The sequence below is a fragment of the Sphingobacterium haloxyli genome (genome assembly GCF_002980525.1).
Lineage (GTDB): Bacteria > Bacteroidota > Bacteroidia > Sphingobacteriales > Sphingobacteriaceae > Sphingobacterium > Sphingobacterium haloxyli.
Window position 1 is genome coordinate 302,137 of sequence record NZ_PVBQ01000004.1, and the last position, 25,801, is coordinate 327,937.

Sequence of the window (25,801 nt, forward strand, 5' to 3'; positions counted from 1 at the left end):
CAAATTTACCAATTTCATTTTTAAAAAACGACGGTTTGCTCCTGAAGTCCGTGCTGGTATTTAATTATCTGCTTCATAGCGTGTTATTCCAGTAATTCCGCTAATTTGCTTTAACGTCTTCATGAGATCCTCCAGCTGTTCGATGTGATTTACAAATACCATAATGTTTCCTTCAAAAATCCCCTCATTACTGGTTATAGACAGCGAACGTATATTGACGTTGTATTCTTGTGATATAACGTTTGTTATCTTATTAATAAGCCCCACATCGTCAATTCCCACAATACGTAATCCAGTCAAGAAAGCAACATTCGGTTGAGAAGACGCCCACTTCGCCTTGAGTATTCGATATCCGTAACTAGCCATGAGTTTGGAGGCGTTGGGACAGCTGGTACGATGTATTTTAATGCCGTCATTCACAGTTAAAAATCCAAAGATATCATCACCCGGAATGGGATTACAGCAGGGCGCCAATGTATAATCAATTTGCTGATAATCGTCACCAATAAGAATGGTGTCGATTTCTTTTTTATTGATTTTTTCTACCAAGCCTGAAACATGTGAACTGAAATGGCTTTGTCCAGGCGTATTCGATTTTTCACTTTCTGCGTATTCACGGAGGTTTTTTATGTCGATGTTGCCCTTGGCTACGTTGTAGAAAAGTTCTTGGGAGCTAGGGTACTTAAAGTAATTAGCAATCTTATTAATATTATCTGTGTTGTAGGTGATTTTTAAGGATTTTAATTTGCGTTCTAGAATCTCCTTACCATCTTCCGCAACACGTCTTTTTTCTTCTTTCAACGAAGACCGTATTTTTGATTTCGCTTTTGCCGTAACAACGAAATTGAGCCAGTCCTCTTTTGGCGTTTGCTTACTGGAGGTGATAATTTCAACCTGATCGCCATTTTGCAGCGGGTGGCTGAGCGGAACTAATTTGTGATTGACTTTAGCACCTATACAGGTTGCGCCGATATCGGAATGTATTTCAAATGCAAAATCTAACGCGGTGGCCCCATTTGGTAACTGGACCAATGTGCCCTTGGGAGTGAAAATAAATATCTCGTCCGAGAACAAATTCATCTTAAAGTCGTCCACGAAATCCATTGCGTTTTGCTCCGGACTACTTAATAGGTTCCGAACATTTTGTATCCACTGATCCAGCCCACTGTCGGAGTTAGATTCTTTGTACTTCCAATGTGCCGCAAACCCTTTCTCGGCGATTTCGTTCATCCGTTTTGTACGAATCTGTACTTCCACCCACTGGCCTCGCGGGCCCATCACGGTAGTATGCAGCGATTCATAACCATTTCCTTTTGGGGAAGAAACCCAATCCCGTAGTCGGTCCGGATTAGGGCGGTACAGATCCGTAACGATGGAATATACTTTCCAACACTCTGTTTTCTCTCTTTCTGCAGGGGTATCAATGATGATCCGGATGGCGAATAAATCATATACTTCTTCAAACGGGATAGACTTTTTACGCATCTTGTTCCAGATGGAATAAATAGATTTTGGACGTCCAAACACTTCAGCCTTGATACCCTGTTCCTCTAATATTTTCTTAACGGGTTCGATAAAGTCAGCTACAAATTTTTCACGTTCTGCCTTCTTTTCATTCAGTTTTCGTGCGATGAATTTGTAAGTATCTGGGTCGGTATACTTCATAGAGAGGTCCTCCAATTCAGATTTTATAGCATAGAGGCCTAAGCGGTGTGCAAGAGGAGCGTATAAATAACTCGTTTCCGAAGCGATTTTCAGCTGCTTATGCCGCGCCATAAACTCCATTGTGCGCATATTGTGAAGGCGATCCGCAAGTTTGATTAAAATAACGCGTACATCATCAGCCAAAGTGAGCAGCATTTTACGGAAATTTTCCGCCTGCATTGAGCTATTGGGGTCGAAAATTCCCGATATTTTAGTTAGCCCGTCAATAATCCGAGCTACCTTTTTGCCAAATTGCGCCTCTATGTCCTGTAAGGTAATAGACGTGTCCTCCACCACATCGTGTAGCAAAGCACAGACGATGGAAGTTGTCCCTAACCCAATTTCTTCTGCTGCTATTTGTGCAACCGCTATAGGGTGGTATATGTATGGTTCACCTGATTTGCGACGCATATCTTTGTGGCTTTCCAACGCAAGGTCAAAAGCTCTGCGGATCTCTCGTTTATCACCTCTTTGCAAAGTAGGTTTGCAGGCTCTAAGTAATGCGCGATACCTCTTCCTAATTTCCTTATTTTCTGCCTCGATATCAATCTCAAATTCTTCCATATACGCAGTGAAAAAAGTTGCTTTTATATTTTTTTGTTCGTAATTTTATTGTTGTTTTCCCAGTCGTGTGAGACGGCCGGAAAACAATATATAAATATAGCAATTTTTTTATGTATTTGGAATACATTAACATTTTTTAGGGGGATGAAACGGTCTTTTGTATGGGGTTTATTTTGGGTCTTCTTACTGCCATTTACAGGCAAAGGACAGACGTTGCAGGTTCCCCATTACGGAGAGGGGGAGGGTGGAACGTTGCAGCATTATCCAACCACCCGTTTAGAAAGTGGAGAGGTGGTTCCCTGGTTTCCTATAAAAGATGTCGTCGTGACGGCTAGACGTACATTTAAGACAGAAGAGGAGCGGTTGAAATATCTCCGTTTAGAACGGAACGTGTTGCGGGTATTGCCTTATGCGATTTATGCACAAAAACGATACGAACAATTGGATCGTGAAATCGCACTTGCGTCGTCCAAAAGGGAAGAAAAGCGGCTAATAAAGACTTGTGAAGACGAGATTAAAGAAAAATTCAGAACAGAAATAAAAAACCTCAGTATTTCCCAGGGAGCAATCTTAATCAAGCTTGTGCAACGCCAAACCGGGAATAGTAGTTATGAGCTTGTGCGAGAGATGAAGGGAGGTCTTTCTGCTTTTTTCTATCAGTCAGTGGCAAAAGTGTTTGGTCACAACCTAAAATCGGTTTATGATCCCGAAGACGATTATGAAATTGAAAATATTATCCGGAGTTACGAGCGAGTACGGCCGATAAAAAATTTATATAATTATTAAATTAATAGTAAGGAAGGCTATGCAGACGGTTTATGATTTTCACGGGCTACAGTTTAACGGAGAGAAGAAATCGCTGCAGGATTATTCTGGCAAAGTTTTGATGATCGTAAACACAGCCAGCCAATGTTTCTTTACCAAGCAATTTAAATCGTTGGAGCAATTATATCAGAAATATAAAGACGAGGGATTCGAAATTTTAGCTTTCCCCTCCAACGATTTTCGAGCGCAGGAGCCGATGACAGGTTTACAATTGGAAACGTTTTGCCGGATACAGCAACAGGTTACCTTCCCGGTGTTTAAACGCATACATGTCGTTGGTGCATATTGTGATCCGCTATTTAGATTTCTGTCTGAAAAAGATTTAAATGGGCGTGTAGCCGTTAAGCCCTTATGGAATTTTCACAAATATCTTGTAAACAAACAAGGTGAGGTCGTCGACTATTTTTATAGTATGACAAGCCCTCAGGCGAGGCGAGTAATGACAAAAATCGAAAAATTGATTGCAGAATGAGATAGCGGTTGCGTCCGTATCCTTTGCTCTCACTTGCCAAACTTTACTGAAATTCCTACTTTTGGAACAAAGAAACGTAGTATGAAGTTGGATTTAATGGTGATGACTGTTCATCCCGATGACGCCGAATTGGGGGCGGGGGGAACGATTGCGAAATATGTTGCAGCAGGTAAAAAGGTGGGTATTATCGATTTGACACGGGGTGAATTGGGAACACGTGGCACTCCCGAGATCCGGATACAAGAAGCAACCAAAGCGGCTAGTATCCTGGGCGTCGAGATTCGTGAGAACTTGGATCTACGTGATGGTTTTTTTGCTAATGACGAGGAAAGCCAACGCTGTATTATGCGTGTCGTGCGTAAATATCAACCTGAAATTGTAATAACCAATGCGCTGGAAGATCGCCATCCCGATCATGGGCGAGCAAGCAAACTGGTTAATGATGCACTTTTCCTAAGCGGACTACGTCGGATTGAGACGATTTATGAAGGCCAGGCCCAAGAGGCTTTTCGTCCGCGCCTTCAATTGCAAGTGATACAAGACAAATATATTCAACCAAATATTCTAATAGATATTACAGATTTTTGGGCAAAGAAAGAGCAATCTATTTTAGCCTATACTACACAATTTAACGTTTCGGGAGACGACGATGAGCCACAAACTTATATTTCGAATCCCGATTTCATGGAATCAACACGAGGTAGAGCCGCGGAATTGGGTCGAAATATCCAGGCCAAGTATGCCGAAGGTTTTACTGCGCGTAAGCTCTTAGGGGTGCATGACATTTTTCAACTGATCTAAGAGATAATTGTATCTTTGTTCCATGTCAACAGGATTAGTTTCGAAAGATACAATCGTAGCTTTAGCGACGTCGCCGGGTGTGAACGGAGCAATCGCGGTTATCCGTTTATCCGGTCCGCAAGCGATTACGATTACCAACGCTATATTCAAAGGGAAAGATCTCCTAAACCAGCAATCTCATACAATTCATTTCGGCACCATACGAGATGGGAGCGAAATAATTGATGAAGTATTAGTTTCCCTTTTTAAGGGGCCCCATTCCTACACTAAAGAAGACGTGGTTGAACTTTCTACCCACAACTCGAAATACATCATCGAACGCCTGATAGGTCTATTGATCAAGAAAGGGGCTAGGGCCGCGCAGGCAGGGGAGTTTACATTACGAGCATTTTTAAATGGCGGTATGGATCTATCGCAAGCAGAAGCTGTTGCGGATCTGATCGCTTCAGAAAACAAATCTTCCCATGAAATAGCGATGAACCAAATGCGTGGGGGAATCAGTAGCAAGCTGCAAAAAATGCGTGAGCAGTTGATAAATTTTACGGCGCTATTGGAGCTCGAGCTTGATTTCGGAGAAGAAGATGTAGAATTTGCAGACCGAGCACAATTCGAGGCCTTAGTGCAAGAGCTTAAAATGCACGTTGCGAAGCTAATCCAGTCGTTTGCATACGGAAACGCGATAAAACATGGCGTCCCTGTCGCCATTATAGGGAAACCCAACGCCGGGAAATCAACATTGCTTAATACGCTACTTGACGAAGAGCGCGCTATCGTTAGCGATATTGCTGGAACCACCCGTGATACCATAGAAGAGTCTATAAATTTAGATGGAATTACTTTTCGATTTATCGATACAGCTGGATTGAGGGAAACAGTTGACGCCATAGAGGCTATTGGTGTCACCAAAGCCAAAGAAAAGGTTAGGCAAGCGAAGGTCTTATTATATTTATACGACGATAGGGACAGTACTGCGGATGAAGTTATTGCACAGATTAAGGAGCTGTATTACGACGGTCTGATTGTTATTTTAGTTCGTAATAAAATCGATTTGCATGGCGGATATCACCCCAACGAAATGGATACAATCATCACCGGTGCCTTATCTGCCAATTACAGCGATTCGCTAATTGCAATTTCCGCGAAGGATAGCGATAGTGTAGAATCTTTGAAAAGCGTTTTGCTAGACAAGATCCGCGAAACGAAAATGGAGGATCAACAGATTATTACCAATACCCGTCACGTCGAAGCGCTAGAGCATGCCTTTAACGCGCTCGAACAAGTGGAACAAGGACTAGGTATGCGTCTTCCAGGTGATTTACTTGCTCACCATGTACGGGAAGCATTGAGACATATATCTAGTATAACGGGAGATATCGATGTCGATAGGGATATTTTGGGGACGATTTTCGGTAAATTTTGTATCGGGAAGTAAGGGGTTTATAGTAGGGCCATGGTAAAAAGATCCTGAAGTTTCTCTTCAAGACCTTTTAATGGCTTAATTATACCTTGATTAGGGATGCTACATCATCATTGTCTCCGCTAGAGAGTGCTTATCAGGATGTCGGGCTATTGATAACGATTAATAGTGAAAATACCTGTTTCAGATGGCATTTCTTCTGTGTCAAGTGCAATTACGCTGCCGCCATAATTAAACGCCAAACATGCTAGCTCGTTGATTACATCGGTATGCCGTCCATTATTTGTTACTATATCACGTTTTTGCATATCAATATGACCGTCGATAGATTTACCATTTTCGATGCAAAGCACTTCCACTTTACCGTCTATAACGTCTCTTACCACATCGCCAATATCCAAACTACTTAAGTTTTCGGATAATGCAAGTTGGTACCGTTCTAAAAGTTCTTCTTTTCGTTTCTCGCGTATTTTGTCAAAGACTTCCTGTACCTTTTCTAGTAAAGCTGTTTTGCTTAGGGAGTGCGGGTTTATTTCTATATGGATTGGCGAAAAATTGTGATGTTTGCTAATACGTATAAAGTGATTTAGATGCTCAGGTAATGTGACCACCAAAAGAGGAACATCGTGAGGCATAGGATAGTGTTCTAGAATAGCTTGATCTACTTTTCTAAAAAATCGGTTCATATCAATATCTTCTTCTTGACTTTTTTCCATGTAGCCATGAAGCCCAGCCCCTTCTACAACATTTCCATGCAAGTGGTTGTTGGTGAGCTCTTTGCCTAATGCTTCTTTCATGCTGGTAGGCACCTTGTCTTTTATTTCCAGTTCTTGAATTTGGTATTTGTCCCCCACATAAAGTTTAACATCATCCAACGCTAGCGCTAAGAGATAATAAGGTTGGTTTTCATGATATAGCTTAAACAGCGGTTTTATACAAAATGAGTCGGCCACGCAGGTTATTTCTTGTACTTTTTCAGGTAAACGTAAAATTAGGGTATCTCGCGAAGATACGAAAATAGCAAGTCCTTGCGCGTTATGATCCCAAAAAGCTTTGTCGTCTATGAGTTTTTCCAACGGTTGGATTATTTTTTGATGCTGATCGAGCTCGTTGTCCTTGATATACTGGAGCGTCTTTTTATAAAGATTTTTGAAGGTGATGGGGTCCGTCGCATTTGCGGGATGTACGCGATGAGTCGGCATGTAAATCGAGATACAAGGTTCATCTTGGATTGCCGTCAATTCTTTCAGTAATTTCAAATCGATTGTCTGCATAATAGTTATATTTAATGAATGCATTGATTTACGTTTAAACGTTTCTTCGTAGGAAGATTCCAAATAGGAATAAAATCGTCCTATTATATTCATGTAGCCTGTATATAAAACAGCGTAGTTAAATAGATGTTTAGAAAAGTTTACGATAATTCCAATAAAGCATAAACAAAAAATACCGGAGCGAGAACTCCGGTATTTTCACCTAACCGATTATAATCTATTATGAAATACGTGTAAAACGGCATACTCTTACCATTTCATTCGATCGTCTAGTTTTATTTGTTTTTTGGGTAATCAGGGTGCGATTTAACTTCTTCGATCTGTAGAATATGTCTATCAGAGTGCGTCGTGATGAATAATAAGCTCTGGTAACCGTCTACTGGGCCCGCTGGGCTTTGGCTAACATGGCTCCGTAAAGCGTCTATATCTGCATTTTTTATATAATCGATTATCGAGGCTCGTCCGTTTTCAAAGGCCATTAAGGCCTCATTTACATTTTTGTATTTTCCAGTCGGTTTAAGTATTTCAGGAGCTTGATGTTTTTCATTCCTATTTGTCATACTATTGAGGATTTCTTCGTCAGTATTACCCGGTTTTTGAGAATTTTTAGATACGTTAGGTTTTGAAATCGCTTGTTTGAACATTTCAAAAATCAGTGGCTCTGATAAAATGATGTGCTCTATACATTGGCTGATAGACCATTGATCTTCTCCCGGACTAAAGTGCAGCTGTTCTTCAGTAAGTCCCGACACACTGGTCTTTAAATTTACGGCAGTCTGGTTGTAATGCGTAAGTAGTTTTTGAATATCACGACTGCTGTCTGGTTCGACGATGTATTCCGAGACAGGAATAGCCTGTTTAGAAGGTGTGACACTTTTTCCCGTACCATACGCCTTTACGCTTGTATTATCCAACAGTAGAACGGCAAAAAGTGTTGCCGTCCAAGCGAAGTGTGCCATGTTTTTTTTCATAAGGATTCGAACTTTAATGTTAATATTCTGTATTGATAAATAGGTATCCTTTACAATAATATCAATTTTTTTGAATAAGATACTTGACCTAAGACAAGATTTTTTCACTATAACCACGCGAAATACGTGTATTTCGGTTAATCGAAATGTATAAATACCTAAATTATCCTTAGGGGCAACTATAGTAGGTATTTTATTGTTATACAACTGGTTTAAATAATATACTAAGTTTATAATAAATTGTACAGCTATGAAAAGAATTGTTTTTTTTACACTTATGTGTGGCCTGCTAGGCACCGGATGTGGTGGCAATAGAAGTGAAAACTCCGACTCGATTGACAGAAGAGATACAATGGGAGACCAGAATTACAGAAATGGGAGATCGACTACAGATACGACGATAAGAGATAGTGTGGATTCTGTGTTGCCTCCTACACCACCGCCAGCTACACCTTAATTCATCATTAGATCATATGTTGGCGAAACTGTGTTCTCTTTTGACACAGAATATTACGAATAAATAAATGACATTGACATTCAATATATTACTGATGCTCACGTCCCACGAGCGGATGGATGGAACAGATTCTAGAACAGGAGTGTGGTTAGGTGAAATGACGGATCCTTATTACGCGTTTGTCGATGCTGGTTTTAAAGTGACGATGGCTAGCCCATTAGGAGGCGAGCCCCCGGTTGACCCAATGAGCAAACTGACGGAACATATCACAGCTTCAAACAGACGTTATCTAAGTGATGAGGCGGCTCGACAGCAGTTCGCAAATACACTAAAACTGGAAAATATGCACGCTTGCGCTTTTGACGGCGTGTTTATTTCCGGTGGCCATGGTCCACTATGGGACTTAGCGCGCCATCCGATAGTGGGCCAATTGTTGTTGGAGTTTGTAAAAGAAGATAAACCTATTGCAGCAGTTTGTCATGGGCCGGCCGCACTACTTCCGCTAGCGGACCTTTATCCGGGCTACCTAATCGGTAAGCAGCTTACAGCATTCTCCAATACGGAAGAAACTTTGGTCATGCGGCACAACAATATTCCATTCGAATTGGAATCACGACTGAAAGAGTATGGGGCAGACTTTAGTGCAGCCAAGTTGCCCTTTAGTCCGCATGTCGTATTGGACGGACAGCTTATTACGGGCCAAAATCCTTTATCCGCGGCATCTACAGCACAAACCATGATCGAACTTCTCACTTATCCTGCTACTGTAGAAGATCTTTAAAACCTTAGGGAGATGAGCGTGTTATTTCAATAAAAAAGACAGGATATGGCGAAGCTCGCAGACTATAAAAAGAAAAGGGACTTTAAACAAACGCAAGAACCAAAGGGCAGTAGTAAGCGAACGGATAATCAGGAAAAAAAGTTACGGTTTGTCGTACAACGACATCATGCTTCTCGCTTACATTATGATTTCCGTTTGGAACTGGACGGCGTGTTAAAGAGCTGGGCTGTTCCGAAAGGGCCGTCGTTATATCCTAAAGATAAGCGGTTGGCCATGCAAGTCGAAGACCATCCGATAGATTATGCTTCTTTTGAAGGAATTATTCCAAAAGGCAATTACGGTGCAGGAGTAGTCACTATTTTTGATTCGGGATATTATGAGTTTACTGAAGCAAAGAACGCAAAAGAATTTTTGCAGGACTTAGAGAAAGGTTCCTTAAAATTCAAATTACAAGGCCATATTCTTCGTGGTGAATTTGCATTGGTACGGATGAAAGGGCAGGAGGAGAATGCCTGGTTACTCATAAAACATGAAGACCGGTACGCATGGGATGAACCGTACAATAGTGAAGATAGCGTACGACAAGAGGTTAAGCAAGCCGGCGTCGAATTTAAAAAAGAAAAAAAAGCTCACAGCCAGAAAGAGCTTCCTTTCCCTAAACCCATGTTGGCAAAATTAGCAGAACATCTTCCTGAAGGAACAGCTTGGCGGTATGAAAAAAAATACGATGGGTTCCGCATTTTGGCTATCCGGAACGAGGCAGGTGTCCAACTTCATTCCCGAAACGGGAAAGATATGAACCCTTTGTTTCCATCGCTGGTAACAGAACTAGCTTCTTTGGATAGGCATGCGTGGCTGGATGGAGAACTTGTCATAGAGGATAAATATAAGAAACCACATTTCCAATTGATCGCTAGTGGTGAGCCTATCCCGAGTCATCTTCGATTGCGCTATTATATCTTTGATATACTCCGTTTAGAAGACGATTATGTGACGGATTATGCTCTTAAAGAGCGTGAAGAGGTACTCGCACTGTTATTTCGTCGTCTTAAGAAACCTAAAATTGTTCAGTTAACGCAGATCGTAGAAGGTACAGCCCAACAAGTTAAAGCGAGGGCTGAAAAGCAACAATGGGAAGGAGTTATCGCGAAAGACGTCGATAGCACCTACTTACAAGGTAAACGTAGTAGCTCCTGGACAAAATTCAAGCTGCGGAATAGCCAGGAAGCTGTGATCTGTGGTTATACATCACCGCAAGGGAGTCGATTGTTTTTTGGCGCCTTGGTGCTCGGTCGGTATCGCGGGGGGAAACTCGTATATATCGGCAACTGTGGTACAGGTTTCAATGCGAAGAACCTTAAAGATATATACGCCGCAATGCAGCAGCATGAGAACGCGCACAAACCATTTGACCAAGACGTGGCGGTTGCGAAAGAAAAGGAAGTGACCTGGTTACAGCCCGTATTGGTCTGTGAAGTGTATTATAGCGAATGGACAACCGACAACCATTTACGGCACCCGGTATTTAAAGGCTTGCGGCAGGATAAAGATGCCGAAGAAATTGAAAAGGAGGATCCCATGAAAAACGAAGAAAATAACGATGTAATAACGATCGGTCGTAAAAAGGTGCAGCTGACCAATTTAAACAAGGTATATTGGCCAAAAGAACATTATGTCAAAGGTCAGATGATTGCGTATTATGAACAAATGGTGGATCACATACTTCCGTTTATCAAAAATAAACCAATATCGATGCATCGTTTTCCCAATGGCATCACAGCCGAGGGCTTTTTTCAAAAAGATGTGGACACCGATAATATCCCAAGTTGGGTAAAAACAGCTCCGATACATTCGGAGAGCACCGGAAAAGAGACAGACTACATCGTCTGTAACGACAAAGCGACGCTTCTTTATATTGCAAATTTGGGATCTATTGAGGTTAACCCTTGGCTTTCTACTTATCAAAAGCCGGAGTATCCAGACTTTGCTGTGTTGGATTTGGATCCAAACGGAGCTGATTTTCAAGAACTGATACAGGTAGCAAAGACAGCACATGAAATCTTTGAAGAACTGAAAGTATCGGCATTTTTAAAGACTTCCGGGTCTACGGGATTCCATATTTATGTGTACTTAAATAAGAAGTATACATACGAGGTTGCGCGGGATTTTATTGAGTTGGTCGCTCAAATGGTTCAAGAGAGACATCCCGATACGACAAGCTTGGTACGCGATCCAAAAAAAAGAAAAGGAATGATTTACCTAGATTTTTTGCAGAATAGGAGGGGGCAGACGATCGCGGCACCTTACTCCCTGCGGCCCAAAGAAGGAGCAACCGTCAGTACACCTTTGCGATGGGAAGAATTAACGCCCAAATTGCGTATAGCGGACTATAATATCAAGACAACATTAAAACGCGTAAAAGAGCTTGACGATCCGTGGGCAACGCTATGGGATAGTGCGGTTAATATAAAACAGGTGCTTGCTGAACTTTAGGCTAAACTAGCCTTTAATTTATTCAATAAGTCTGTGGATTTCGTGTTTTCCACTTTCATCTTACGAATAGAAGTATGTTTCCCTTTCGCTTTTTGTTTAATAATTTTCAATAATTCACTGGTGTACTCATTTTTGTGTTTTGATATATCAAAAGGTTGGCTATGCTGTTTAATCAGTTGGAGAGCCATATCCATTTCCTCTTTTTTTAACCGGGTGTTGCCCGGTAAGCTTAGTTCATCCGTTGCCCGGATCTCTTCCTCAAATCTAATTTTGTTGAGTAACAGCATATTCTCGTAGGGTTTCACGATGGCAAGATGTTCGACGTTACGCATGACAAAAGAACCCAATCCGGCGGTCTTACTTTTTTCAAGTGCTTTGAGAAGAAGTTGGTAAGCTTTCGTTCCTCCTTTTTGAGGCTCGAGGTAATAGGGTGTATCAAAATAAATGCTATCTATTTCATCCATCTTAACGAAAGAATGTAGATTTATCATTTTGTTCTTTTCGGGACTGGCCTCTTCGAAATCTGAATCTTCCAAAATGACATATTTATCTTTTAACAAATAGCCTTTAACAATATTTTCCCACTTAACCTCCTTGCCGGTGTTCTCGTTAACGCGCTTGTATTTGATGTTCGATTTGTCTTTTCTATCTAACATATCTAAATCCAGGGAACTGCTCTGTACAGCACTATATATTTTAACGGGGATATTAACTAATCCGAATCCTATTGCTCCAGTCCAAATAGCTCTCATAGTATTTTACGTTGTTCTATTAGTAAGAACAATACTTTGATAAAAAGGTTCTTTTTAGCCCAGTACGCTTTCTTGGCGGCGATCGGTGGCCGATTTTTCTTCTGCTACACCAGCTTTCCAATAAGAATAGGCATATAACTCATCCTGTTTCCACTTCCGTTTTTTGCGCGGATGAATAATAAGTTATTTTTCGGGAATTGGAATTACCTCCATATCACCGCATTATTACTTAGGTGCAATTCTATGGGGGTTAGTAGAGGTTTAATATATAATTCGAAGAAATGTAAAAAAATGAATGTTTACGTGTTTACAGATAATTTTACGTTTTGGGTGTTCGCCATGTCCAGAATAACCCCCAGATGAAAGCTCCCAGTCCTACGACAAAACTTTGCAGTAAAGTACCTCCATGCTCAATCCACAACTTAGCAAGCCACGGGCCTATTAATTGTGATCCGGCGTAAATGGCAATAAGCGCAGCGGACAATCTCGGTCCCTGATGTGGTTGAAAATACCTTGCTAATCGTTGCGTACACATAACCGATCCTAAAAATCCATTACCTACTAGAATTGCGCATGCGATTACGCCGGTTCCTGATGGGTTTAGCAATACGGAGGCTACTCCCAGCGCTTGCAATATATATGTATAGATCAGAGCAAATCGGTCTCCAAATCGATGCCCGATCCAGTTCCATACAGGGATGGAAATCAAGCATGAAAAGGACGTGATAGCCCAGACATTTGTTATCCATATACTATCCTCTGACATCATGTCGTGGGCGAGCGTAGGAAGAAAAGTCATAGGTAAGATATAACCCAGACCTGCGCCGATATAAGAAAGAAATAGTGGTGTGCTCCGTCGGTCGAAAAGTGCGCTATTGTGTGTCAATCGTTGGTCTTTGTCTTTATAGTCGGGCCTTTCCACTTGAATATTTACGAACTGTGTAATGCTGTAAGTTGCTAATAACAAGGAAATAATAGCTACTGGGATCCAACGTTGTTCCGCTTGAAAAAAAGTTGCGGTCGAATCCACTAATAACCCGCCTGCCAATAACCCGCCAGCCACACCAAAATATACTAAACCACTTAATTGAGGTTTGTTGTTCGTGATGAACCACTCCAACAGTAAAGCCGGTGCTAAAACAAATACGATCCCATTGGTGATGCCATTTAAAAAGCGTAGCAACAATAAGGACTCAAATTGCGGGACGAAACATTGTGCTATGGTTACCAATACATTTCCCAAAAGGCCTATTACTAGGCATTTCTTGATAAATTTTGGTCCCGAATAACGGACGGCTAATAAGGCTCCTATCAAATAACCCAGATAATTGACAGTCGCTAAATCAGCCCCTTGCGATATAGTTAACATATTGTCCCGGATGAAATAAGGTAACAAAGGCGTAAAAGAAAACCTACCCAATGCATGGACCACTGCCAGGCTAGCAATACCTGCTAAGAGGTAACGAAGAGCTTTCTCGTTTGTCATTTTATAATGATTCATCAATGGTGTTAACTTAGTAAATATTTTTGTCTTTCTGCATCTTTTAGTTTTCAGCGTCACAAAAATATCTCGCCGTTCTTTAAAATGTAAAAATAAAGTGGAGAAGTTTAAAAAGAACTCTTTTAAAGTTGTGTTGTTCTAATGTTAGTATATCGTTGACAGATTGCTGATCTGTTGTGAAAAGATTGAAACAGTAAAATAAAACGTAATATGGGGCAAAAAGAAGAGAAAACCCTTGATCTTGATGGTATGAAAGCCTTAGAGAAAGTCAGGGCAAGAGTAAAAGAAGTAAAAACTTGTTTTTTTGCAGTGCTATCCGAACAGGCGTGTCTCTGTCAGTACGATCCATGACGGTATTACATGTGGATAACGAAGATTATCTGTGGTTTATGACCTTCGATGCAACGGAAGGCAATTTATCAGTGTGAGGGAAATAAATATATTATGGCTATCATTGGAGAAATAATTAAACGAGCAATCGATGTAAATGGTTTAATTAATAGGGATTCAGCACCTTGGGAAGCTCAGAAACAGGTCTTATTGAACATGTTGGAAATGGCGCAAAACACGGCTTTTGGGAGGGAATATAATTTCGGTGATATCCTTGCCGATTCCAATACGATCGCATGTTTTCAACGTGTGGTTCCAATATTTGACTATGATAAGCTGCATACCGAATGGTGGCACTATCTGCACAAGGGCCATGAGAATGTGACATGGCCAGGAGGACAGCGCTATTTCGCCATGAGTAGTGGGACTACTAGCAACAGTAAGGCCATTCCCGTAACTGATGATATGTTGAATTCTATTAAAAAGGCGGGTATACAGCAGATATTAAGTTTAAAGAATTTTGGTCTTCCGGGAGATTTTTTTGAGAAAGATATTATGATGCTCGGGAGTAGTACACAGCTGGTTGAGCACAACGGATTCCTAGAGGGCGAAATCAGCGGTATATCTGCTGCCAACTTACCTTTATGGTTTCGAAGGTTTTATAAGCCGGGTAGGAGAATAGCGGCCACCCAAGATTGGGATCAACGTGTGCATAAGATAGTCCACGAGGCAAAGAAATGGGATATCGGCAGTATGACCGGAATTCCCTCGTGGTCGGAAATTTTGATTAAAGAAATTGTACGTTACAATAAGGTCGATACGATACACGATATCTGGCCCAACTTACAAGTTTACAGTACAGGCGGAGTGGCCTTTGGGCCATACCGAAAAAGTTTTGAAAAATTGTTTGCCAAGCCTATGACCTATATCGACACCTATTTAGCATCAGAAGGGTATTTAGCAACGCAGAAGCGACCGGAAACCGAGGCAATGGCTCTTATTGTCGACAATGGGATTTTCTTCGAGTTTGTGCCCTTCACGCCAGACAATATGGATGAGGAAGGATGTGTAAAGCAAAGCGTGTCCGCGTTGACGATTCGAGAGGTGGAAGAGGGTGTTGAATATGTATTATTAATTTCTACTGTATCGGGTGCTTGGCGGTATATGATTGGAGATACTGTTATTGTGAAAGATAAAGAGCGCGCGGAGATCATTATAAGCGGACGTACGAAGCATTTCCTCAATGTGGTCGGCGAACAGCTTTCTGTACATCAAATGAACCTTGCAATCCAAAAACTACAAGAGCTGTTCGGTTTGGAGATTGGGGAGTTTACGGTCGCTTCTATTCGCCGAGGAGGTCGCAGTATCAATAAATGGTATCTCGGAGCGGAAGGCGGAGATTGGGCTGCCAATGACATTGTGAACACACTTGACAACGAATTGCAAGCAGCTAATAAAAACTACGCGGTGGCTAGGCGTCAGACCCTAGATGGTGTGGAAGTGGAGATTATACCAATAACACATTTCTATCAATGGAGCGAAAATTATAAAAAGCTGGGTGGGCAGACTAAAATACCGCGTGTGATGAATGAGAAGGATTTTGAGGAATTCGAAGCATTTATCGCTAACTTGTGATATGTGTACAACATAGTTAGCCAGTCTCTTCTTCGCGGTTGCGCTGCATTAGTGCTACTTCGTTGGTTAAAAACTCCTCTTTTTCCGGTATTGTCTTCTTTTCCATTTCAGATACGAGTTCAACAATATCATCTGGAGAAAGGTAGAGACGAGCGATTTTTTCTTTATAACGCGTAGATAACTCGCTATGTCCTAGGATGAATGTCTTGGTAGACAAAAGATAGGAGGCCATACCTCGGTTGACAGCGAACGTATCCGCTACGCGTTCTGCTTTGCGTACGTATCGTTTAGATAGCCAATACAACAGACCAAATTTTGCGACACCCCACACCGTTCGCTGTTCGTAGTCCATAATATGACCAAGTTCGTGGCCAAGCCATCCAATCAGGACCTCCTCCGGTAGATGATGGATGGGTTCAATACTTTGGGTAAGCTTAAATACCGGGCTGATTAAGATAGCGTATGCGCGTTTGTTGCGGGATTGTAAGAGGGTATTTACTACCGGGCGTGCCGCCATTACCGATTTCTTTAGTTTTCGGCTAAATACAAATCGAATGTGTGCATTTTCGAGTTCTGGATAATAAGACAATGCCTTGAGGGCCAATTGCTCAATAACTTTAGGGATTTTCTTGTTATTGGAAAATCCCTGTAAGTGTCCATTTATATGAGTTTCTCTATCTGTATAACTACCCATAACATAACTTTTTACATATTAAAAAATACGCCTAAAGCTCCTTTCTTAATCTTGCTACCGGAATATTCATTGCCTCCCGATATTTGGCGACGGTGCGCCGTGCAATGGTATATCCTTTTTCCTTTAGAATTTCTGTTAGTTTTTCGTCCGCCAACGGTTTGTGTTTATCCTCATTGGCAATGCATTCTTCTAGTATTTTCTTTACTTCTTTGTTAGACACCTCTTCCCCAGAATCTGTTTGAATGGCTTCAGAAAAGAAAGATTTTAGTAGAAAGGTCCCAAATTCAGTCTGTACGTATTTAGAGTTAGCGACTCGAGATACAGTTGAAATATCCATTTCAATCTTATCGGCTATGTCCTTTAGTATCATGGGTCTAAGGAGTCGTTCATCTCCCGTAAGGAAATAATCATATTGGTATTCCATGATGGCATTCATGGTTTTCAATAACGTTTGTTGCCGTTGTTTGATAGCATCTATAAACCATTTAGCAGAATCCAGCTTTTGTTTGACAAACTGCACCGCCTCCTTCATTTTTTTATCCGTTTTTTCGGCTTTTTCGTAATGGGCGAACATTTCTTGGTAATTTCGAGACACCCTGAGTTCCGGAGCGTTTCGTCCGTTGAGCGTCAAGTGGAGTATGCCATCGTTGTTCGTGATATGGAAATCGGGAATAATATGGAGTTGTTTATTCGTTGAGGCTCCTGAATCACCCGGTTTGGGATTTAATTTTAGAATCTCGTTGATGATATCTTTGAGTTCTTCCGAATCTACCCCCAATTGCTTCTCAATCTTGTCATAATGTTTTTTGGTAAATTCGTCGAGGTAATTTTCAACCACTTTAATAGCCTGATTTATAATGGGGTTGTTTTGATCTTTTTTACGTAGTTGTATAAGTAAACATTCTTGTAAATCACGTGCTCCGATACCTGCGGGTTCGAAATCCTGGATTACTTTCAATATACTTTCTACTTCTGTTTCTTCTGCAATCACGTTTTGGGAAAAAGCAAGGTCATCGATCAACGAAAGTATCGGACGTCTCAAATAACCATCATCATCCAGGCTACCGATGATCTGTTGGCCGACGAGGTAATCTTTATCTGATAAAGCAAGTAAATCTAACTGATTTTGTAATAACTCGAAAAACGAATCTTGGACAGCTATTGGAATCTCCTTTCTGTCATCATCATCATCATTTCCATAACTTGTGGAATAATCATTGTAGTCATCTTCTTGGATATATTCGTCTACACTAAATTCTTCGTCGAAATCGTTGTCCTGGCTTTCAAAGTTCTCGTCCGGATCGTGGTCTGGGTACTCCTCAACGGGATCGTTCATGTTTGCCAAACTTCCATCTTCCAAAGCAGGATTTTCCTCTAGCTCCTCCTTAATGCGAGCGTCGAGAGAGACTGTAGGTACCTGTAACAGCTTTATGAACTGAATCTGTTGCGGCGAGAGTTTCTGTAATAATTTTTGCTGTAGTGTCTGCTTTAACATGCGCTATGCTTCTTTTGCATGGGTAAAAATACTTAAATAAATCAGAAAACTAAAGTTCGTCGTTTTTCACTAACCTAAATTAGGTATAATTATTGAGGGCCAACAGCTATCCCCGTGAAATTTACATGGATGCATTAAGTGTTAAAATACGTTAATTTCAAAAACCACGATCCGTTTTTTTATTTTGTATAGCTTTTTTTAGAAAAACAATTTCCATATTTACCGTATGTTTAAAAGGGTTAAAAACAAAGTTGTCCGTTACTTTTTGATAGCGGTCTATAGCCTTATTGTATTGGTATGTGCTGTGCAGCTAAACTTCCTATGGTTATTCGGATACTCCCCAACCAAAAAAGATATTGTACTGCCAACACTTCATGTTTCGTCAGAGCTATACACCGCGGATTCCGTATTAATAGGTCGGTACTTTGAGGAGGATAGAGACCCAGTGGGCTATGATAGCATTTCAGAAAACATTTTGAATGCGCTGATAGCCACGGAAGATGTTCGTTTTTATAAACATAATGGTGTGGATTTTATTGGCTTGTTTTCTAGTGCTTTGTCTACATTGAGAGGCGATAAGCGTGGAGGGAGTACTGTTACGCAACAGCTTGCCAAGAACCTCTATCGAACCCGATATCACCAGTCCCAAGGTTTACTAGGAGGGATTCCGGGATTGCGTTTGGTGGTTACGAAATTTAAAGAATGGATGACTGCCTATAAACTGGAAAGCAAATACGATAAAAAGGAGATTATCACGATGTATCTAAATACCGTGTCGTTCAGTAACAACGCTTACGGTATTAAATCTGCTTCGTTACGATATTTCAATAAACAACCCAATCAGTTATCTGCTACGGAAGCTGCTGTACTGATAGGTATGTTAAAGGGGACGACGCTTTATAATCCTATCCGTAATCCGGATAAATCAAAAGAGCGTAGGAATGTCGTGTTAAAACAGATGCAAAAAGAAGGATATATCAGCCAGGAGCAGTATATTTCATTCGCCAAAGAACCATTAGATTTGAATGTTAACAACCCTGATAGAGGCGGAACGAATGATTCTTATCTGCGTGCGGCTGTCGAAAAATGGCTGGAGAAATGGAGTGAGGAGCATGATGTTGATATCTATACAGCGGGTTTAAAGATATATACAACAATCGATTCTCGCATGCAGCAGTTGGCAGAAGAAACAGTAACCAAACAGATGAAAGGGTTGCAAGAACGATTGGATAACACGTGGCGAAACGAAGAGCCATGGCGAGATAAAAGTGGAGCCGTGATTTCGGGTTTTTTGGAAGAGAAAGCGCGAAAATTGCCTGTCTATACGTCGCTGATGAAGCAATATCGCAATGACGAAGAAAAGGTATTCCAAATTATGCATAGACCTAAGGAAATGACCATTTTCACTTGGGAAGGGGATAAGAAAGTAGAGATGTCCACCATGGATTCACTGAAACATTACGTAAGCATGTTGAATACGGGGATGATGGCTATGGACCCGTACAATGGGGAGATTAAAGTATGGGTAGGAGGTATCAATCATCGTTACTATAAATTCGACCACGTAAACCAGGCAAAACGGCAAGCAGGCTCTACGTTTAAACCTTTTGTTTATTTGACAGCGTTGGAAAATGGTATGGAACCTTGTGATAAATACGAAGATAAACCTGTACGCCTAGACTTTGTAAATAAACAAGGCGAAAAAGAGGTTTGGGAACCCAAAAATGCGGATTGGAGTTTTTCTTATCGTAATATGTCGCTTCGTTGGGCAATGGCTCGTTCTTTAAATACGATCACAGCGCAGATAACAAAGGACGTGGGCTGGAATAAAATCGTGGAAACGGCGCATCGCTGTGGGATTGAGAGCCATTTGGAATCCGTGCCATCGGTGGGACTTGGCTCAAATGACGTATCGGTATTTGAAATGGTGAATGCTTACGCGACATTTGTGAATGAGGGAAAGCGGGTGGAGCCGGTTCTCGTTTCCGAGATTTATAATAGTGAAGGAAAGCGGATAGCATCTTTCAAAACAAAAGAAGAGCAGGTTATAAGCCCGGAGAACGCGTGGTTAATGACCTATATGCTGCGCGGTACAATAGAAGAACCAGGGGGAACATCGCAAGCGCTATGGGAATGGGACCTTTTCGGTCATGAAAATCAGATCGGAGGAAAAACGGGCACTTCTTCTGATTACGTTGATGGATGGTATATGGGCGTGACAAAAGACTTGGTCGCAGGTGTTTGGGTTGGGTGTGATGAGCAAAGCATTCGTTTTAAAAACTCCCAAACGGGAGAGGGATCCAAAACGGCTTTACCAATATACGCCGCATTTATGGAAACGCTATATACGCGACCAGAATTAGGTGTCACAAAAGGTAAGTTTCCAGATCCTAAGGTAGCGATTAAGAAGAAATACAACTGTCCCAGCCCACGGATCCGCGTAGAGGTGCAAAGTGATAGTACGGTATTGGAAGAAGATGAACAAGCAGAAAACTTATTAATATTGCCGGAAGTAGAATCATCAGAAGAGACAGAAATAAACGAAATAGAAAGATAATTTGTATTTTTGAAAAGACTAATCTTTAATTATGAAATATTTATCTCCATGTCGGACGATTAAAAAACAGATAAAAAGGACAGGAATGCATGCTAAGGGGTGCTCAATGGGAGTCAAGCAGGCTATTGTAGCAATGGTGGTATTATTGCTTATGCCTCATATTGCCTCGGCACAGTATTTCGGACAAAATAAAATGCGTTACAAGAAGCTGGATTTCGATGTGAAAGAAACGCCTCATTTTGAAATGTACAGCTATCTTAAAAACGATAGTATGATGACCTGGTTGGCGAAAGAATCAGAAGTATGGTATAACATGCACCAGCAAGTTTTTCAGGATACATTTTTACGTAAAAATCCGCTTATTATTTATAACAATCATCCGGAATTTCAACAAACGACCGCCATATCTGGTGAAATATCTGTCGGTACGGGAGGTGTGACAGAAGCGTTTAAGCAGCGCGTAGTAATGCCGATCATGCAAATTAACCATCAAACGAGACACGTGTTGGGGCACGAAATGGTCCATGCTTTCCAATTCCGTATGTTGATGGAAGGAAGAGATACCACGCGTTTGGAGAATGTGGGTAATATTCCTTTATGGATGGTGGAGGGAATGGCGGAATACCTATCTATAGGAAAGAAAGACGCTTTTACAGCGATGTGGATGCGCGACGCATACGCTCGTAATGATATCCCGTCGTTAAAGCAACTGACGGAACAATCGTTTAACTATTTTCCTTACCGTTATGGACAAGCGTTTTTGGCCTATATTGGAGCTACTTACGGAGACACCGTCATCATGCCGATGTTTATGGAAACGGCTAAATACGGTTATGAGATGGGGATACGTCGCGTTTTTGGTTACGACGCACAGACCATGTCAACGCTATGGCGAAATACGATGGAATCTACTTTTAAAGCCCTAAATAAAGATACTACTTCCCGTCCTATTGGTCAGGCGTTAATTACTGCAGCAAATGGAGGGCGTATGAACGTAGCGCCGGCGATTTCGTCCGATGGGCGTTTAGTCGCCTTTATGTCTGAGAAAGATCTTTTCGGCATCGATCTCTTTTTGGCAGATACTCAAACCGGCAAGATCCTACGGAAGCTCGGGAGTCGAACAACTAACAAAGACATCGACGAATTCAGCTATTTGGAATCGGCGGGAGACTTTTCAGCGGATAGCCGATATTTTGCTTTCAGTGTGTTCAGTGAAGGGAAAAACAAGTTGATGATCATTGACGTGCAAACAGGAAGAACGGTTGCGCTCGAAGCAATGGGGGATATCGTAGAATTTACAAACATCAGCTTTGCTCCTGATGGCGACCGCGTCGCCTTTTCAGGACTGAAAGAAGGACAGAGTGATATTTACGTCTATAACTTCAAGACCAAAGAACTGGAGCAATTGACGAATGATAAGTATTCCGATTTTCAACCGAGCTTTTCACCGGATGGAAAAACTATTGTTTTTAGTACAGACAGAATGTCGTTCGAAAGTGCTTCCCGTTCTGTCGACATTCCTATGGGAATGGCGATGATCGATGTGGCTACGAAAAAAGTTAAAACCATCGATATTTTTCCAGGCGCAAACAATTTGAATCCACATTTTTCGGGTGATGGGACTTATATTTATTTCCTGTCCAATGGAGACGGTTATCGCAATATGTTTCGCTATTCATTAAATGAGGCGACCGTGGAACGGCTTACCGATTATTTTACGGGCATCAGTGGTATTACGGAGTATTCACCAGCCATGAGTATATCGAACAACGATGACATTGTGTACTCGTATTTTAAAGGTAATCAATACAGTATCTATAAAGCAAACGCGTCAGACTTTGAGCCTGAGGAGGTAGATGCCAGTGCTTCTGATTTCACAGCGGCGATGTTGCCGCCGAATGTAGATCGCGGGGTCAATATTGTCAATACAAATTTGCAAAGTTTTAATGCTTATCGACGGATTGATACCGCGCTCATAAGACCGATCCCTTACCGTTCGAAATTTAAGCTCGACTATTTAGCTAATTCGGGCGTTGGGATGACTGTCGGTACACGTTACGGAGCGGGAATGGCGGGTGGTATTTTTGGTATCTTCTCTGATATTCTCGGTTACAATCAGATCTATTCTACTTTGAATATCAACGGAGAGGTACAGGATTTTGGAGGACAGGTTGCCTATGTGAATCAACGAAGCCGTTGGAATTGGGGTGGTTCGATTTCACATATTCCGTATCGTAGCGGGTTCCGGGCGTACGAAATGGACGATTTGGGTAGAGGTGATGAATTGATACTCAGTGACTACATTATTCGTCAATTTGAGACGCAATTAGATGCTTTTGTGGCCTATCCGTTTAATAGGCATCACCGCTTTGAAATCGGCGGTGCATTGGCGCGTTACGGCTATAGCGTGGAAAAATGGCGTCAAAGTTATTTCAGTTTTGGTTTTGTAGATCGCCAAAGGTTATCAAACGAAGAAGCTATGGATTTATTGGGCTTTAGCCTAGATCCGCTCGTTATGCAGCAGGTCAGTACTGCTTTTGTCGGTGATAATTCTATTTTTGGTTTGACATCCCCAATACAGGGGTTCCGTTATCGCGTATCTGCGGGGCAATATTTCGGTGACATCAATATGCAGGTGTACAACGTCGATGTCCGTCGTTATCTGCGCTTTAAGCCCATAACTATAGCAGCGCGGGCCTACTCTTATATTCGTTCGGGCGATGATGCAAACCGCTTGCGCGGCAATTATATAGGTTATCCGTTTTTCGTTCGTGGTTATGACAACCTAAGTCGTGACCGCGTTGGAAATATTTCTTTTGATGATTTAATGGGATCACGGGTGTTGGTAGGTAACTTTGAAGTACGCCTGCCGTTTACAGGTCCTGAGCAACTCGCCGTAGTAAAATCCGGTTTGTTGTTTTCGGATCTGAACCTTTTCTTTGATGCGGGTTTAGCTTGGAATAGCGGAAATAAAATAGTGAGTAATCTAGATAAAAAACCTACAGTGCCCGCCCGTGATCAAAACGGAGATCTCATACCTGGAGAATATGTTTATGATAGGAACTACCGCGTGCCAGTATTTAGTGCCGGCATATCTATGCGTGTAAACTTATTTGGCGCCATGATTTTGGAACCGTATTATGCAATACCCTTTGTGTCGTCGCGAACGAAATTCGGTACGTTTGGATTAAACTTCATGCCAGGCTGGTAGTCCAATAAAGAGACATGAAAGTAGATTGATGTTTAAGGAAGGTTGTTGTCAAGGGTCGTTGTTTTGCACTAAGCATAAACAACGACTTTTTCGTTAGTCAGTCTCTTTCTGTAGGATGAAGTGTTAAGATTAAGCCAGTTCGGATTTTTTAGGCGGATAAGCTTTTCCCGCTGCATCCTGGTGAAACGTCGTATTGTGTCACGGAAGGAAAGCGCTTTCTCTTTGCTTTGGAAGATTTCCATATAAACCACGTTGCTTAGTTTAGGTGACCCATCAAATAGGAAGGAAGATGCGTGATGTATCTCCTGTAAACGAGAGGGCATATCAGTGCAATATCCAACTTCTAAATATGCTCGGTTACTATCTGTAATAATATATACGATGTGTGTTGCCATGTGCCAATTGATATTATGTACTAATAAATTTGGTTGTCTGTTTATTATTTACTAATTTTATTGGCACAATAATACTAATTAATTTAGTAAATAAAAATTTTTTAGAGAAATATGTCAAATATCGCATCGAATCTTAAGTTTTTGAGAAAGAAAAAAGGTTTAACGCAACAGCAATTTGCTGATGCACTCGAGATAAAAAGAGCGTCTGTGGGCGCTTATGAAGAAGATAGGGCAGAACCAAAATACGAGCTGCTAAGGAAAATAGCGCAATTTTATGATCTCACTATGGATGAACTCGCGAATGATATCATTGACGAAAAATGGAGGCCTCAGCCCAAAAGTAACGCGTCGAACTTGCGGGTGTTAAGCATAACTGTAGATGGCAACGAACGGGAAAACATTGAATTAGTACCGGTTAAAGCCAGCGCAGGCTATTTAAATGGTTATGGAGATCCTGAATATGTTGCGTCGCTGCCCAAATTTTCGCTTCCTATGTTTGCGCAGGGAACGTATCGTGCATTTGAGATCAAGGGTGATTCGATGTTGCCACTTCCGTCAGGAAGTGTTATCATTGGAGAGTACGTTGAAAACTGGCACGATATTAAACCCAATCAAACCTATATTGTGGTTTCCAAAGAAGACGGTGTAGTATACAAACGTATAGCGTACAAATTTAAAGAGGAGAAAGGGTTGAAGCTCGTTTCGGATAACAAGACGTACGAACCGTATTGGGTAAGTACAGAAGACATCATTGAGGTTTGGAAAGCAAAGGCATTTATCAGTACTGAATTACCTGAACCCGGTCCCGAACCTACGATGGAAACGTTAACTTCAATGATGGCACAAATGCAAAAGACAATTAAATCTGTTGTAGATAACAAATAAATGCTATTTGTTTTTTAAAATAATATATTTATCTTTGTACAATCTGAATAAGAGGGGGCATCATATGCCCCCTTTTTTAATTCAGTTATTGAAAAGAGTTAATTCACGTATCGAAATAAGATATGCAAATAGAGGAAAGAGTACGCGAACTAGTAACCGAAAAAATATCGGATCGGACGGATTTGTTTATTGTGCGGATAAAAATGAACAACAGTGGTCTTTTGGAGATATTGATGGACGGAGACAATGGAATAGCTATCGAGGATTGTGTTCAAATTAGCCGTCATGTAGGTTTCCATCTAGAAGAAGAAGATGTAATTGACCGCGCCTACCGTTTGGAAGTTTCTTCGCCAGGTATTGACGCTCCGCTGTTATTGCATCGGCAATACCAAAAGAATATTGGACGAAATGTCCGAATAAATAGTTTGGAAGGGGAGAAAAGAGAAGGGAAGCTGATCGCTGTGAACGACAAAAGCGTCGTGATAGAAGAAGTAAAAAAAGAAAAAGGAAAAAAAGCCGTAATACAGGAGGCGCAAATTCCCCTAGATAATATAACAGAAATAAAGGTGTTAATTTCATTTAAATAA

Annotated in this window: 20 protein-coding genes; 12 read left to right on the top strand and 8 right to left on the bottom strand. The window is 41.3% G+C overall.

Annotated features, from left to right (window positions below; translation table 11 throughout):
• Nucleotides 1-60: 60 nt before the first annotated feature.
• The gene (locus C5745_RS06945) at nt 61-2,268 is read right to left on the bottom strand and encodes a RelA/SpoT family protein (RefSeq protein ID WP_105716261.1); all 2,208 of its coding nucleotides are present in this window, start codon (nt 2,266-2,268) and stop codon (nt 61-63) included.
• Nucleotides 2,269-2,412: 144 nt separating this feature from the next.
• On the opposite strand from C5745_RS06945, the gene C5745_RS06950 reads away from it, so the two are divergent.
• The 4 genes from C5745_RS06950 (at nt 2,413) to mnmE (ending at nt 5,798) form a co-directional block, all read left to right on the top strand.
• Nucleotides 2,413-3,054 carry a DUF4294 domain-containing protein gene (locus C5745_RS06950; RefSeq protein WP_105716262.1) on the top strand — a complete coding sequence of 214 codons (642 nt, stop codon included), beginning with the start codon at nt 2,413-2,415 and terminating at the stop codon, nt 3,052-3,054.
• Between the two features lie 19 nt (nt 3,055-3,073).
• Entirely contained in the window at nt 3,074-3,565 is a 492-nt protein-coding gene (locus C5745_RS06955; RefSeq protein WP_105716263.1) for a glutathione peroxidase, read from the top strand.
• 81 nt (nt 3,566-3,646) lie between these two features.
• Nucleotides 3,647-4,366 (top strand): bacillithiol biosynthesis deacetylase BshB1, encoded by a 720-nt coding sequence (gene bshB1 / locus C5745_RS06960; RefSeq protein ID WP_105716264.1) that lies wholly within the window; start codon nt 3,647-3,649, stop codon nt 4,364-4,366.
• A 22-nt stretch (nt 4,367-4,388) separates the two neighbouring features.
• Complete coding sequence (gene mnmE, locus C5745_RS06965) at nt 4,389-5,798, top strand: tRNA uridine-5-carboxymethylaminomethyl(34) synthesis GTPase MnmE (RefSeq protein WP_105716265.1); 1,410 nt, start codon at nt 4,389-4,391, stop codon at nt 5,796-5,798.
• 134 nt (nt 5,799-5,932) lie between these two features.
• Here mnmE and C5745_RS06970 read toward each other — a convergent pair whose 3' ends face one another.
• Both C5745_RS06970 and C5745_RS06975 read right to left on the bottom strand, forming a co-directional pair.
• Entirely contained in the window at nt 5,933-7,057 is a 1,125-nt protein-coding gene (locus tag C5745_RS06970) for a baeRF3 domain-containing protein (protein ID WP_165793037.1), read from the bottom strand.
• Between the two features lie 275 nt (nt 7,058-7,332).
• Nucleotides 7,333-8,016 (bottom strand): DinB family protein, encoded by a 684-nt coding sequence (locus tag C5745_RS06975; protein ID WP_207795735.1) that lies wholly within the window; start codon nt 8,014-8,016, stop codon nt 7,333-7,335.
• A gap of 262 nt (nt 8,017-8,278) precedes the next feature.
• On the opposite strand from C5745_RS06975, the gene C5745_RS20065 reads away from it, so the two are divergent.
• From C5745_RS20065 to ligD, 3 genes are all read left to right on the top strand, one after another.
• The gene (locus C5745_RS20065; RefSeq protein ID WP_133166311.1) at nt 8,279-8,485 is read left to right on the top strand and encodes a hypothetical protein; all 207 of its coding nucleotides are present in this window, start codon (nt 8,279-8,281) and stop codon (nt 8,483-8,485) included.
• 67 nt (nt 8,486-8,552) lie between these two features.
• A complete protein-coding gene (locus tag C5745_RS06980) occupies nt 8,553-9,266 on the top strand; it encodes a type 1 glutamine amidotransferase domain-containing protein (protein ID WP_207795736.1) in 714 nt (237 codons plus the stop codon).
• A gap of 45 nt (nt 9,267-9,311) precedes the next feature.
• Nucleotides 9,312-11,759: a DNA ligase D gene (gene ligD, locus C5745_RS06985; protein WP_105716268.1), complete on the top strand. Its 2,448-nt coding sequence runs from the start codon at nt 9,312-9,314 to the stop codon at nt 11,757-11,759.
• On the opposite strand, the gene ku is transcribed toward ligD, so the two are convergent.
• Both ku and C5745_RS06995 read right to left on the bottom strand, forming a co-directional pair.
• Complete coding sequence (ku, locus tag C5745_RS06990) at nt 11,756-12,511, bottom strand: non-homologous end joining protein Ku (protein ID WP_105716269.1); 756 nt, start codon at nt 12,509-12,511, stop codon at nt 11,756-11,758. The two genes, ligD and ku, sit on opposite strands and share 4 nt — an antisense overlap.
• A 319-nt stretch (nt 12,512-12,830) precedes the next feature.
• Entirely contained in the window at nt 12,831-13,997 is a 1,167-nt protein-coding gene (locus C5745_RS06995) for a YbfB/YjiJ family MFS transporter (RefSeq protein ID WP_207795737.1), read from the bottom strand.
• 459 nt (nt 13,998-14,456) lie between these two features.
• On the opposite strand from C5745_RS06995, the gene C5745_RS07000 reads away from it, so the two are divergent.
• Nucleotides 14,457-15,977 carry a GH3 family domain-containing protein gene (locus C5745_RS07000; RefSeq protein WP_105716338.1) on the top strand — a complete coding sequence of 507 codons (1,521 nt, stop codon included), beginning with the start codon at nt 14,457-14,459 and terminating at the stop codon, nt 15,975-15,977.
• A 16-nt stretch (nt 15,978-15,993) separates the two neighbouring features.
• On the opposite strand, the gene C5745_RS07005 is transcribed toward C5745_RS07000, so the two are convergent.
• Nucleotides 15,994-16,671 (bottom strand): M48 family metalloprotease, encoded by a 678-nt coding sequence (locus C5745_RS07005; protein ID WP_105716271.1) that lies wholly within the window; start codon nt 16,669-16,671, stop codon nt 15,994-15,996.
• Between the two features lie 31 nt (nt 16,672-16,702).
• Nucleotides 16,703-18,166, bottom strand: coding sequence for an RNA polymerase factor sigma-54 (gene rpoN / locus C5745_RS07010; RefSeq protein ID WP_105716272.1), 1,464 nt, complete (start codon nt 18,164-18,166; stop codon nt 16,703-16,705).
• Nucleotides 18,167-18,392: 226 nt separating this feature from the next.
• Here rpoN and C5745_RS07015 point away from each other — a divergent pair, with 226 nt between their 5' ends.
• Both C5745_RS07015 and C5745_RS07020 read left to right on the top strand, forming a co-directional pair.
• Nucleotides 18,393-20,723: a transglycosylase domain-containing protein gene (locus C5745_RS07015; RefSeq protein ID WP_105716273.1), complete on the top strand. Its 2,331-nt coding sequence runs from the start codon at nt 18,393-18,395 to the stop codon at nt 20,721-20,723.
• Nucleotides 20,724-20,829: 106 nt separating this feature from the next.
• The gene (locus C5745_RS07020; RefSeq protein ID WP_165793038.1) at nt 20,830-23,934 is read left to right on the top strand and encodes a DPP IV N-terminal domain-containing protein; all 3,105 of its coding nucleotides are present in this window, start codon (nt 20,830-20,832) and stop codon (nt 23,932-23,934) included.
• A gap of 68 nt (nt 23,935-24,002) precedes the next feature.
• Here the strand turns inward: C5745_RS07020 and C5745_RS07025 are convergent, their stop codons facing one another.
• Nucleotides 24,003-24,329 (bottom strand): GIY-YIG nuclease family protein, encoded by a 327-nt coding sequence (locus C5745_RS07025; RefSeq protein ID WP_105716274.1) that lies wholly within the window; start codon nt 24,327-24,329, stop codon nt 24,003-24,005.
• A gap of 111 nt (nt 24,330-24,440) precedes the next feature.
• On the opposite strand from C5745_RS07025, the gene C5745_RS07030 reads away from it, so the two are divergent.
• Together C5745_RS07030 and rimP are read left to right on the top strand one after the other, a co-directional pair.
• On the top strand, nt 24,441-25,214 hold the full coding sequence (locus C5745_RS07030; RefSeq protein WP_105716275.1) for an XRE family transcriptional regulator: 774 nt from the start codon (nt 24,441-24,443) through the stop codon (nt 25,212-25,214).
• A gap of 122 nt (nt 25,215-25,336) precedes the next feature.
• Entirely contained in the window at nt 25,337-25,801 is a 465-nt protein-coding gene (gene rimP / locus C5745_RS07035) for a ribosome assembly cofactor RimP (RefSeq protein WP_105716276.1), read from the top strand.